At 64.2% G+C, this 11,862-nt stretch carries 10 protein-coding genes; 5 read left to right on the forward strand and 5 right to left on the reverse strand.

Features of this window, described 5'->3' with window-relative positions:
• Positions 1-48: 48 nt before the first annotated feature.
• From rlmD to AC0Z2B_RS05310, 5 genes are all read right to left on the reverse strand, one after another.
• Positions 49-1,431 carry a 23S rRNA (uracil(1939)-C(5))-methyltransferase RlmD gene (gene rlmD / locus AC0Z2B_RS05290; protein WP_476295435.1) on the reverse strand — a complete coding sequence of 461 codons (1,383 nt, stop codon included), beginning with the start codon at positions 1,429-1,431 and terminating at the stop codon, positions 49-51.
• Positions 1,431-2,333, reverse strand: a complete 903-nt coding sequence (gene cysM, locus AC0Z2B_RS05295; protein WP_416426405.1) for a cysteine synthase CysM — start codon at positions 2,331-2,333, stop codon at positions 1,431-1,433. The genes rlmD and cysM overlap by 1 nt, the downstream gene beginning before the upstream one ends.
• 80 nt (positions 2,334-2,413) lie before the next feature.
• On the reverse strand, positions 2,414-3,769 hold the full coding sequence (locus tag AC0Z2B_RS05300; RefSeq protein WP_476295436.1) for a histidine kinase sensor domain-containing protein: 1,356 nt from the start codon (positions 3,767-3,769) through the stop codon (positions 2,414-2,416).
• A gap of 1 nt (position 3,770) precedes the next feature.
• A complete protein-coding gene (locus AC0Z2B_RS05305) occupies positions 3,771-4,493 on the reverse strand; it encodes a response regulator transcription factor (protein WP_476295437.1) in 723 nt (240 codons plus the stop codon).
• Between the two features lie 81 nt (positions 4,494-4,574).
• Entirely contained in the window at positions 4,575-5,156 is a 582-nt protein-coding gene (locus tag AC0Z2B_RS05310; protein ID WP_476295439.1) for a TetR/AcrR family transcriptional regulator, read from the reverse strand.
• Between the two features lie 540 nt (positions 5,157-5,696).
• Between AC0Z2B_RS05310 and AC0Z2B_RS05315 the strand changes: the two genes are divergently transcribed.
• The 5 genes from AC0Z2B_RS05315 (at position 5,697) to AC0Z2B_RS05335 (ending at position 11,832) form a co-directional block, all read left to right on the forward strand.
• Positions 5,697-6,737 carry an SDR family oxidoreductase gene (locus tag AC0Z2B_RS05315; protein WP_476295440.1) on the forward strand — a complete coding sequence of 347 codons (1,041 nt, stop codon included), beginning with the start codon at positions 5,697-5,699 and terminating at the stop codon, positions 6,735-6,737.
• A 35-nt stretch (positions 6,738-6,772) separates the two neighbouring features.
• Complete coding sequence (locus tag AC0Z2B_RS05320) at positions 6,773-8,287, forward strand: class I adenylate-forming enzyme family protein (RefSeq protein ID WP_476295442.1); 1,515 nt, start codon at positions 6,773-6,775, stop codon at positions 8,285-8,287.
• Positions 8,277-8,888 carry an HAD family hydrolase gene (locus AC0Z2B_RS05325; protein ID WP_476295444.1) on the forward strand — a complete coding sequence of 204 codons (612 nt, stop codon included), beginning with the start codon at positions 8,277-8,279 and terminating at the stop codon, positions 8,886-8,888. The genes AC0Z2B_RS05320 and AC0Z2B_RS05325 overlap by 11 nt, the downstream gene beginning before the upstream one ends.
• Before the next feature lie 3 nt (positions 8,889-8,891).
• Positions 8,892-10,661, forward strand: a complete 1,770-nt coding sequence (locus AC0Z2B_RS05330) for an FAD-dependent monooxygenase (RefSeq protein ID WP_476295446.1) — start codon at positions 8,892-8,894, stop codon at positions 10,659-10,661.
• Positions 10,662-10,752: 91 nt separating this feature from the next.
• Entirely contained in the window at positions 10,753-11,832 is a 1,080-nt protein-coding gene (locus AC0Z2B_RS05335) for an acyl carrier protein (protein WP_476295448.1), read from the forward strand.
• The last annotated feature ends 30 nt before the right edge of the window (positions 11,833-11,862 follow it).

The following is an 11,862-nucleotide window of genomic DNA, read 5'->3' on the forward strand; positions in this document are numbered from 1 at the left end:
AACAGATCGCTGGCTTTGACCTTCGCTGGGCCGGCGAAGGACTTGCTTTCAAGCACCAGTCGGATTAGACGGACCGTCCTGGTCCGCTTCAAATAACGCCATCGCCTCGACATGCGCTGTCTGGGGGAACATGTCGAGGATTGCGGCACGTTTTAACCGGTAGCCCTGCTTGATCAATTCGACCGCGTCGCGAGCCAAAGTTGCCGGGTTGCAGGACACATACACCAATCGCTTGGCACCCAATGCCGGCAGGTTCCTGACCACCTCGAACGCACCGTCGCGCGGTGGGTCCAAGAGTACCGCAGAAAAGCCCCCGGCGGCCCAGTCGGCGCCAGCCAGCGGCTGGGACAGATCGGCCTGAAAAACCTTCACGTTATCCAGCTTGTTGCTCAGGGCGTTGGCCTGCGCGCGGTCCACCATGGCCTGCACACCTTCCACCGCCACTACCTCGGCCACCCGTGTGGCCAGCGGCAGGGCGAAGTTGCCCAAACCACAGAATAGATCCAGCACGCGCTCCTGGGGTTGCGGCTCGAGCCAGGCCAGGGCCTGTTCGATCATCGCGGTATTGACCCCTTCGTTCACCTGCACGAAATCGCCCGGGCGGTACGCCAGGGTCAGGTCCCACGGCCCCAGGGCAAAGCCCAGCGTGGCGTTGGCATCCACCGGTTGCGGCGCGCCTTCGCCTTGCAGCCACAGCTGCGCGCCGTGCTGGGCACAGAACGCCAGCAGGGCTTGCAGGTCGGCGTCGGGCAACGCTGCGGTATGACGCACCAGCACGCACAGCGCGGTGCCGGCGAACAGTTCCACATGGCCGATGGCCTGGGGTTTGTTCAAGCCGGCCAGGGCCGCGGGCAGGCCGCTCATGATCGGTTGCAAGGGCTGTACCAGCACCGGGCATTCGTCGATGGCGACGATGTCCTGGCTGGCAGCGGCGCGGAAGCCGACGTCGAGCTTGCGCGCCTTGATGTCCCAGCGCACAGCCACGCGGGCGCGGCGGCGGTAGGCGAATTCAGGCCCGGTGAGGGGCGCGTCCCACTGCAGCGGGGCGATATTGCCCGCACGCTGCAGGTGCTCGGCGAGCATGCGCTGTTTCAGCGCCAGCTGCTCTTCACGGGGCACGTGCTGCACGCTGCAACCGCCGCAGCGGTCGGCATGCTTGCAGGATGCGGGGCGGCGCATGGCGCTGGCCTTGAGCACCTTTTCGGTGCGTGCTTCCACCACCTTGCCGTGGGCGTTGAGCACCCGGGCTTCCACCTGCTCGCCCGCCAGGGCGCCCAGCACGAACCAGGTGCGGCCTTCGAGGAAGGCGATGCCGCGGCCATCGTTGCTCAGGCGCTCGATGTCCAGGCGCTGTTTCTTGCCGGTAGGGACCTGCACGGCGCGCTGCCCGCCCGTGGGCTGGAAGCGCAGGCCGACGTTCTTCTTAGCCATCAGTTGGTCGCATCGAAAATGCCGCTGGACAGGTAGCGGTCGCCGCGGTCGCAGATGATCGCGACGATGGTGGCGTTTTCCACTTCCCGGGACAGGCGCAGCATGGCCGCGACGGCACCGCCCGAGGACACGCCGCAGAAGATGCCTTCCTCGCGCGCCAGGCGGCGGGTGACGTCCTCGGCTTCGGCCTGGGCCATGTCGACGATACGGTCGACGCGGTCGGCCTGGTAGATTTTCGGCAGGTACTCGGTGGGCCAGCGGCGGATGCCGGGAATGGCCGAACCTTCCATCGGCTGCAGGCCGACGATCTGCACGTTGGGGTTCTGCTCCTTGAGGTAGCGCGAAGTGCCCATGATGGTGCCGGTGGTGCCCATGGAGCTGACGAAATGGGTGATGGTGCCGTTGGTCTGCCGCCAGATCTCCGGGCCGGTGCTCACGTAGTGGGCCTCGGGGTTGTCACCGTTGGCGAACTGGTCCAGCACCTTGCCGCGGCCTTCGGCCTGCATGCGCTCGGCCAGGTCGCGGGCGCCTTCCATGCCCTGCTCACGGGTCACCAGGATCAACTCGGCGCCGTAGGCGGTCATGGCCGCCTTGCGTTCGGCAGTGGAGTTGTCGGGCATGATCAGGATCATCTTGTAGCCCTTGATCGCTGCCGCCATGGCCAGGGCGATGCCGGTGTTGCCGGAGGTGGCCTCGATCAGGGTGTCACCGGGCTGGATCTGGCCACGCGCTTCGGCACGGCTGATCATCGACAGCGCCGGGCGGTCTTTCACCGAACCTGCCGGGTTGTTGCCTTCGAGCTTGAGCAAGAGAATGTTGCTGGTCTCGCCGGCCAGGCGCTGCAAGCGCACCAGCGGCGTGTTGCCGACGCAATCGGCGATGGTTGGGTACTGCAGGGTCATGGCGTCTTCGCAATCCGGACTGCGGGGGCGCCTATCATACCGGCAAACGCCCCAAGGCCATATCACGCAAAGTGCGCGACTTATTCCATTGAACTATAAGCAGCCGGCACGCGCAGGTTCAGGCGCAGGCCCACGCCGGTGTTTTGCGCCCACATTGCCCCACCCTGGCGGGCCAGGGCATTGCGCGCGATGCTCAGCCCGAGGCCGAAGCCACCGTCGCCGGGGCGCGAGCCGTCCAGCCGAATGAAGGGGTGGAAGATGCGCTCCAGGTCACGCTCGGCCACGCCGCCGCCCTGGTCGTCCAGCCACAGCAACCATTGGTCGCCTTCGCGGCGGCCGTGCAGGCTGACCACGCCGCGCGGCGGCGAATGGCGGATGGCGTTGCGCAGGATGTTCTCCAGCGCCTGGGCCAGGGCGTTGAGGTTGCCCTGCACCCAGCAGTCGGCGCTCACCGCGCAGTGCAGCTGGCTGCTGGGCCAGCCGCTCTCGTAGCAGGCGTTCTCGGCCAGCATGTCCCACAGCGCCTGCACCTGGATGGGTTCCAGGGCCGGGGCGTTGCGCTCGGTGTCCAGCCAGGCCAGTTGCAGGGTGTCGTCCACCAGCCGCTGCATGCCCTGCACCTCGCGCTGCACCCGGTCGCGCAGGCGCGCGCAGTCCTGCTCGCTGTCGCCGGCCACCCGCAAGCGGCTCAGGGGCGTGCGCAGTTCATGGGACAGGTCGCGCAGCAGCTGGCGTTGCAGGGCCACGGTGCTTTGCAGGCGTTCGGCCATGTGGTCGAAGGCGCGGCCCAGCTCACCCAGCTCATCGGCGCGGCTGGTGGCCTGGGCGTTCAGGCGCCCTTGCAGCGGGTCGGCGCGCCAGGCGTTGGCCTGTTCGCGCAGGCGGTTCAACGGCGCGATCAACAGGCGGTACAGGCCCACGCACAATAGAAAGGTGAACACCCCGGGAATGATGCCGGTGATGGTCAGGTGCCACAGCAGCGCATAGCGGCCGGGCATCAGCCGCTCGGGCAGCTCGATCACCAGGCTGCCGGCGCGGGGGTTGCCGGGGAACGGCACGCGCAGCCACGGCAGGCCCATGCTGCGCCGGCTCACGGGCCAGTCCAGGCCGCGCAGGAAGGTCATGCGCTGGGCCTGGGCGTCGGTCAGGGGCTGGCTGCCCAGCGGCTGCAGGTCGTGGCCGATCACGCCCATCCAGCCCTTCTCACGGCGGGCCATGGTCGCCAGCCAGGCATCCACCCCAGCGCTGCCGCCCTGCTGCCAGGCCCGCTCGGCGTCTTCGGCGTAGTCGGCCAGCAGCGCCTTGGCGTCGCGGGAGAGGAAGGCGTTCTGGGTCTCCATGTAGCGCCCCCACGACCAGCTCAGCCAGATCATCAGCAGGCAGAAGGCGACCAGCAGCACCACCAGTTTCCAGAACAGCGACTGACGCCCCGGCACCTCAGACGTCCTCGTTGGCGGTGAACACGTAGCCCTTGCCCCACACCGTGCGCACCTGGCGCGCCAGGTAGCCCACGGCCTTGAGCTTGCGACGGATCTGGCTGATGTGCATGTCCAGGCTGCGGTCGTGCTGGGCGTAGCCGCGCTGCAGCACGTGCTGGTAGAGGAAGGCCTTGGTCAGCACCTCGTCGGCGCTGCGGTTGAGCGTGTCCAGCAGGCGGAATTCGCTGCGGGTGAGGCCGGCGGCCTTGCTTGCGAACGTCACGTCGAACAGCGTGTCGTGGAAGTGCAGGCCGTCGCCCTCGCTGCGCTGCAGCGGTGCCTGGCTACGCCGCCGTTCCAGCGCCACGCGGCGCAGGATGGCTTCCACCCGCGCCTGCAACTCGTCGACGCTGAACGGCTTGGGCAGGTAGTCGTCGGCGCCCCGGCGGAAGCCGGTGATGCGGTCAGCCTCGGCGCCCAGCGCCGACATCAGGATCACCGGCGTGGCCGAGTGCTCGCGCAGGTGCTGCAGCACGTCCAGGCCGTTCATGCCGGGCAGCAGGATGTCCATCAGCACCACGTCGAAGCCTTCGCCGCGGGCCAGGGCCAGGCCGTCGCTGCCGTTCTGGCACCAGGTCACCTGGAACCCGCAGCGGCCCAACTCCTCGTGCACGTAGGCGCCCAGCACCGGGTCGTCTTCGATGGCGAGGATGTGGCCGACACAACTGATTGCAGGATTCATTGGCATCTAGAAGTGATTATCAATAACTAATTATCATTGATCCCACTGCTAGCAGGCAACCGCTCGTCGTCCAACCAGCGTTCAGAGAGGCGCGGCGTGTTCCAGCAAGGCGTCCAGCACCAGCTTGATCTGTTGGGCCGGGTCCTCGTGGCCCTGCAGCACCAACCCCTCGGACAAGGCGGTGAACAGCATGGCGAGGACGCTGCGCTCCATGGGTGCGTGCTTGCCGTGGTGGTTGAAGATCATCTCGATCAGCCTGCCCAGTGCTTCACTGTTTTGCTGGTGCAGGTCGTGGTAATGGCGCGCAAAAGACTCGTCACGGGCAGCGATCAGTTGCAGTTCCACGTCCAGGATCACGCACGCCTTGTTGTTCTTCAGGTTATCGATATAGACAACCAGCCCCTGGCTAAGCTCGGCGGCCGAGGCGCCCGAATTCAGCGCAGCGGCCAGACGGTCGATCTCCACGCCCTTGAAACGCTGGGTCAGCGCCACCAGCAAATCGGCCTTGCTGGCGAAGTTGGAAAAGAAGGCACCTTTGGAAAAGCCAGCCGTTTCTGCGATGTCGCTGACGCTGGCCGCATGATAGCCCTTGCTCACCATGAGTTCGGTAGCAGCCTCGAAGAGTTTCTCGCGGGTATATTGCTGTTTTTCTTCTCGACCCATTCTAGTTTTTATCAACACTTGAAACTCCAGACCTTAACGCTGAAAGGATGCATAGTTGGCCAGGCATCCCAAACCCACAACAACAAGCAAGTTACATTTTATTTCAACACTCATGATAACCCATCACTCCGAGGTTGGGGATGTACCGCCCGAAAAAGCGTTCGGTAGATGATTCCAAAATAATGGCCAAGTCACCTTATGCGAACCCTCCTGAGGCGAGGCCCGCACACCTGAGACCATCGTACCACTGACAAAAAAGCACGGTCACCCTGAAGCAATTTTCATGCTGCTAGCTATTTTAGCAGGCATCGAGCAAGCCTGGAAAATCGCCAAAACATTAGTATTTATCCTTATAAAACATGTACTTATGTAAATAATAAGACTTTAGTACTGAGCCTTAATGACAAATTAAATACCGCTTGATTTTTGAATACCGAATGGTCTTTAATCGTTTCAGCCGCGGATCCGGCGCCGCCCACAGGGCATGGGACACAGGTCTGGGTCCTCCCCACCAAAGCGTGTTATCAGGCAGGTCTTTCAATGGAATGTGCATTTGTTACCGGTGCAACCGGTTTATTGGGCAATAACACCGTACATACACTTTTGCAGCGCAACATCAAAGTCAAAGCACTGGTGCGCTCCGTGGAGAAAGCCAGGAAGCAATTTGGCGACTTGCCGGTCGAATGGATACAAGGCAACTTGTTGGATGTCGAAAAGTTCAGCCAACACTTGCACGGCTGCGACACGTTGGTGCACACCGCTGCTTATTTCCGTGACAGTTACAAAGGCGGCAAGCATTGGCAGGTTCTCTATGACACTAACGTCAAGGCCACCGAACTTCTCCTGACTGCCGCCTATGAGGCCGGCATTCGTCGCGCCGTGCACGTTTCCTCCATCGCCGTGCTGCAAGGCGGCCCGGACGACCTGATCGACGAGACCATGTCGCGCCCCGAGCAAGGGGCCGATGATTACTACCGCAGCAAAATCCTGTCCGAGCAGGTGGTGCATGAGTTCCTGCGCAAACACCCGGACATGGCGATCAGCATGGTGCTGCCCGGCTGGATGTTTGGCCCAGGTGACATCGGACCGACATCCTCGGGGCAATTTCTACTCGATTTCGTCCAGCGCAAGTTGCCCGGCGTACTGCCTGGAACCTTCTCGGTGGTGGATGCCCGCGACGTCGCCCTGCACCTGGTAGCGGCTGTCGAGAAAGGGCGCAGCGGCGAACGCTACCTGGCCGCCGGCCGCCACATGGACATGGGCAGCATTTTCAAGGCCCTGTCCAGCGTCAGCGGCGTGCCTGCCCCCCAACGCAAAGTACCGTTGGCAATGCTGCGCCTGATCGCCTCGGTGTACGAGGTGTACCACCTGATCACCGGCAAGCCGGTGCTGATCAGCACATCGACGGTCAAGCTGATGGCCCAGGAACGCGGGCGCACCCACTTCAGCCACGACAAGAGCGCACGGGAGCTGGGCTGCAATTTCAGGCCCGTGGAGCAGACCCTCTCCGACACGCTGCAGTGGTACCGCAAGAACGACTATCTGACCGACAGCGGTGTGCCGCTTTCAACGCTCGACTAAACACAGTCCCCATCCAGGAAGGAGGTTTTGCAGCAATGGCACCCATCACACGCCCAACCGGCTTTGTGCATCGTTTCGTTGAGTTCGCCCATGCCCAGCCCGACCAGTGCGCAATCCGCAACCTGGACGAAAGCAACGCCGACTTCACCTACGGGCAACTGCATGACTACGCGCGCCGGTGCAAAGGTGCCCTGGACACGCTGGCGGTCAGCGAAGGCGAGCGCGTGGCGCTGGTACTGCCCAACGGCGCGGCATTCATTGCGTACTACCTGGCCTTGCTGGGCAGCGGCGCAACGCCGGTGATCCTCAACTGCAAATTGACCCCCTTCGAGATGGCCGGCGTGCTGCGCGCCGCACGTCCTGCGCTGGTGATCACCCTGGCCGAATTGGCCGAGCAGCATGCCACCGCGCTGGAAGCTGCGCCGGTACGCCAGACGTTGCTGATCGATACCCCGGCAGCGGGCGCCGCCCTGCCGGCTGCTGCCGTGGCCCTGGACAGCCTCGCGGTACGAGAGGCTGCGCTGAACCTGCCCCAGGGCAACCCCATCGCATCCCTGCAATACACCTACCGCGGCCTGGGCCGGCCACTGGGGGTGCCGCATCGCTACCTTGACCTGACCCAGTCGAGCGATGGCCTGCACGAGCACTTTCACCCCCAGGGCCCGGGCTCGGTGCACCTGGTGACACTGCCGCTGTACGCGATATTCGGGCTGTCGGTCATGCTGGTGTTCCCGCTGAGCATCGGCGCCACGCTGCTGATGACCAACACCCTGCTCAACCGTGACCTGGCCGAGGTGCTCTCGCAGCACCAAGTGAGCTTTGCCTGCCTGGTGCCGGACGTGATCCGTTATTTCAACCTGCGCCTGGCCAAGCGCAAGGCCGCCCCACTGCCACTGCACCCGCAGCTGATGCTGTACTCGGGGGGCAGCCATTTGCCCGCCGAGGAAGGGCAGAAACTGGGCGAGCTGCTGGGCTGCGCGCCCGTGCTGCAAGGCTATGGCCTGACCGAAAGCATGCCAATGCTGGTGCAGAGTTCGTTGCAGCCCGCCTCGCGTGGTGCCATGGGCTTGCCCGTGCGCGACGTGCAGTTGCAGGTGGTGGACAGCGAAGGGCAGCCGGTGCGAACCGGGCAGATCGGTGAATTGCTGATTCGCGGCCCCATGGTAACCCTGGGCTACGACAACGAACCTGAAGTCAGCGCCCGCTTTATCCGCGACGGCTGGCTGCACACCGGCGACCTGGTATGGCGCGATGCAAGCGGGCACGTGTTCTTCTACTGCCAGCGGCTGCGCATCTCGAAAATCAAGGCGCAAATGATCGACTTCAGCGAGATCGAGGCCGTCGCCCTCAGCCACCCAAGCGTCATCGCCGCCAAAGCCTACGTGGTGGCTGACCACAAGCAGGTCAACGCCCTGTACCTCAGCGTCCAGTGCCGCGGGCCCCTCGCCATCGCCGAACTCAACAGCGTGCTGGCCAGCCGCCTGTGCAGCTTCAAGCTGCCGCGCGCCATCGAAATCGTCCCCCACAAGGAGCCTGCCCATGCAAGCTGAAACCTCACGTCCGGTGCTGGCCGTCTTCGACTTCGATGGCACCCTGACCGACCGCCACACATTCTGGCGCTACATGCGTTACATCCAGGGCAGCCCGCGTTTCTGGCTGCGCATGGTGCCAATGCTGCCGAAAATGGCGGGGGTATTGCTGGGCGTCGTGCCGTTGATGGAGGCGCGCCTGTCGTTCATCCAGCGTTACCTCAAGGGCCTGAGCGTGGATCAGGAGCGCGAGCACGCACGTTTTTTCATCACCGAACACCTGGCCCACTGGCTGCGCCCCGAAGCGTTGCGTCGCCTGCAGTGGCACCAGGCACGGGGTCACGTCACGGCATTGGTCAGCAACTCCCCCGAGAATTACCTGGCTCCCTGGGGCGCACTGGTGGGGTTCGACCACGTGTGCGGCACCCGCCTGGCCGTCGACAAGCACGGCCTGACCGGCGGCCTGGACGGCCGCAACTGCGTGGAGCGGGAAAAGGTTTTGCGGCTGCGCGCCTGCGTCGGCAACCTCGACGACTACGACATCTATGCCTACGGCGACTCTTCTGGTGACGCCGCCTTGCTGGACGTCGCCACTTTCCCTTTCTACCGCAACTGGTACTGACCGATGAACAGCCCCAAGCCCAGCGCACCCGACACCCGCAACCCGTGCCAGCCATCGCCGACCGTGCTGATCGTCGGTGCCGGCCCCGTAGGCCTGACGCTGGCTATCCTGCTCAAGCAGCGCGGCGTAGCCTTTCGCATCATCGAAAAGAACGCCGGGCCGTCGACCGCCACCAAGGCCATTGCCGTGCATTCGCGCACCCTGGAGATCTTCCGCACCATGGGCGTGGCCGAACAGGCCGTGGCGCAGGGGTTCAGCATTAACCAGTTCTCGGTGCAATCGGACGGCAAGCGCATCCTCAACTACGACTTCGCCCAGTTGCAGGCGCCCTACCGCATGTTGTTAAGCCTGCCGCAGCCCAAGACCGAAGCCATTCTGCTACAGCGCCTGCAGGCACTGGGCGCAGAAGTGGAATGGAACACCGAGCTGACCGAGCTGCTGCAGGGTGACGACCACGCTGCCGTGCGCCTGCTGCACGCCGACAAGGGCGAAGAACACCTGAGCGCCCGTTGGGTCGCCGCGTGCGACGGCGCCCGCAGCCCTATCCGTAAACAACTGGGCATGACGTTCGAGGGCGCGTTCTACGACCGCTTCTTCATGCTCGCCGATGCCGACATCCAGTGGAACGGCAGCCAGGACGAAGGCGCCTTTTTCCTGGGCGCTGCCCAGGGGTATGTGGCCGTGGCGCCCATCAACGCCCAGTCACGCTACCGGCTGTTCATTGAAATGCCCTACGAACTGCCTGCGGACGAAGCCGACCGCCCGCCCCTGACGCTGGAAAACTTCCAGCGCCTGTGCGAAGGCCGTGGGCAGACCATGACCCTGTCCAACCTGTCGTCCACCACCATTGCCTCGTTCCAGCACCGCCGGGTACAGAGCATGCACAAAGGCTCGGTTTTCCTGCTTGGCGACAGCGCCCACATCGGCAGTCCGATCGGTGGCCAATGGATGAACCTGGGGATCTCCGAAGCCTTCAACCTGGCATGGAAACTGGCGTTCGTCGACCAGGGCCATGGCGACGTTGCCCTGCTCGACAGCTATCACCAGGAACGCTACCCGGTGGCGCTGGAGGTGGAAAACACCGCCCACCGGCTGACGTCGCTGATTACCGTGCAAAAGCGCGCACTGGTGTGGGCGCGTGACAACCTGCTGCCACTGCTGACCCGCCGCAAGAAAGTCCAGCGCGTGCTGCCCTCGATGATTTCCGGCCACCAGTACCACTACACGCCCAGCGAATATATCCAGCAGTCGCTGACTGCCAAACAGCGCAATAGCTGGAAACGCAAGGGCGACAAGCAGCACGACAGTGGGCGCGCGCCGCTGGCCGGCCAACTGGCCCCCGACGTGCAGCTGTGGCAGAGCCAGGTCGATTCGCTGCCCAGCCACTTGCTGGACCTGTTCGGCCAGGGCTTCACCCTGCTGATATTCACCGGCGCCGACCAGTTCTCTGCGCTTCTGCCGGGGCACTTCCAGCTGGCCGCCCAAGTGGAGCGCGACTACCCCGCCGTGCAGGCGTTCTGTGTGCTGGACGCGTTGGACAGCAACGACTTTGCCCCCCACCAGCGCACGCTGCTGGACCCCGACTGGCGCCTGCACAAACGCTACCACGCGCCGGCCGGCAGCCTGATGTTGATACGCCCCGATGGCTACATCGCCTTCCAGGGCCTGGAACCCTTGGCACTGACCAGCTTCCTGCAGCTGCGCTCAGGCCTCATAAAAACAATAACACCCGCCGCCGCCACGGCACGGGTGCCGGTGCCCCAGCCCGCCTGAGCACCCCCTGCCTGCTGTCATTGCCGATACGACCTGCCGCACCACTGCTGCGGCAAGGCCAAGTTCATCCCAAGTTTTATGAGGCGACTCCATGCGTGTAGCACTTGATAATGTGGTTCAGGATTTCATCGTTTCAAATGGCAAGATTGCCCAGAGCTACTTCGATCTTTCGGGCAAGATCATCGATTCGCTGTGCGATACCCATGAATCACGCGAAAGCGTGCTGATGCGCCTGCTGGAGCAGGCCCAGACAGTCACTTCGCACTATCTGGACGCGCACCAGCAAGTGGTGCAGAGCCTCTACCTGAACCAACACAGCCCGGCCGTGCGGCTGGTCACTGCGCCCGTGGCGGCGCCCACCGTGGTGGCCAGCGTCCCCGCCCCCCAGGCGGCCGCCAACAGCCCGCTGCCTGAACCAGCAACAGGCCCGGAACAGTGGCTGCGAGACGAAATCAGCGCGGTCAATGGCCAGCCTTGCGTCGACATCGACCTGGGCCAGCGCTTCGATGCACTTGGGCTGGACTCCCTGGGCCGGGTCGACCTGTTCGATGCCATGGCCAAGGCCTTCCCCGACGCCTGCGAACACACCAGCGCCTTTTTCGACCTGGCGACACCGGCCGCCGTGCTGGCCTTGCTGCACGCCCAACCCATCGCGCAGGCCGCCGCCGGCGAACAGCCCGATGATGATGAAGAAGACGTGCACACCCGCGTCATGGCACACCTGGCCAGCATCACCGGTTTCGCCATGGCCGATCTCGACCCGCGGCAGGCGTATGAAGAGCAGGGCCTGGACTCCCTGATTCGCCTGGATTTCCTCGACCTGCTCAGCCAGCAGTGGCCTCGCCTGAAGGCCCATGAAAGCGCCCTCACCGATAGCCGCTGCGCCCAACACACGATCGAGCAGATCAAGGCCTTGCTGCGCAACGATACTGCCGCCCCGCTTCCCGACCACGACACCTTGCTGCACGACGCCATGTCGCCACTGCTCAGCACCGCGGCCGCCAGCGACAGCACCCGTCCTTTCGCCGAGCTGGGCTTGAACGGCTTCGACCGCGCGGCGCTTTGCCAGAACCTGGCCCAGGCCTGCAAGACCAGCGCTTTCGCCGGCGAGGCACTGATGTCGCGACGCAGCTCCAGCGAAACCCTGGACCTGCTGGCCCGCATGAGCTGAAGCCGCCTTCGGCAGCACCGTCGCACAATA

This window comes from Pseudomonas sp. GYB4201, from assembly GCF_056312595.1.

What these genes read in the sequence shown, in the direction of transcription:
- AC0Z2B_RS05335 (WP_476295448.1), top strand. Translation starts at nt 10,753, where the DNA reads ATGCGTGTAGCACTTGATAATGTGGTTCAGGATTTCATCGTTTCAAAT.
- rlmD (WP_476295435.1), bottom strand. Translation starts at nt 1,431, where the DNA reads ATGGCTAAGAAGAACGTCGGCCTGCGCTTCCAGCCCACGGGCGGGCAG.
- AC0Z2B_RS05325 (WP_476295444.1), top strand. Translation starts at nt 8,277, where the DNA reads ATGCAAGCTGAAACCTCACGTCCGGTGCTGGCCGTCTTCGACTTCGAT.
- AC0Z2B_RS05320 (WP_476295442.1), top strand. Translation starts at nt 6,773, where the DNA reads ATGGCACCCATCACACGCCCAACCGGCTTTGTGCATCGTTTCGTTGAG.
- AC0Z2B_RS05315 (WP_476295440.1), top strand. Translation starts at nt 5,697, where the DNA reads ATGGAATGTGCATTTGTTACCGGTGCAACCGGTTTATTGGGCAATAAC.
- cysM (WP_416426405.1), bottom strand. Translation starts at nt 2,333, where the DNA reads ATGACCCTGCAGTACCCAACCATCGCCGATTGCGTCGGCAACACGCCG.
- AC0Z2B_RS05310 (WP_476295439.1), bottom strand. Translation starts at nt 5,156, where the DNA reads ATGGGTCGAGAAGAAAAACAGCAATATACCCGCGAGAAACTCTTCGAG.
- AC0Z2B_RS05330 (WP_476295446.1), top strand. Translation starts at nt 8,892, where the DNA reads ATGAACAGCCCCAAGCCCAGCGCACCCGACACCCGCAACCCGTGCCAG.
- AC0Z2B_RS05305 (WP_476295437.1), bottom strand. Translation starts at nt 4,493, where the DNA reads ATGAATCCTGCAATCAGTTGTGTCGGCCACATCCTCGCCATCGAAGAC.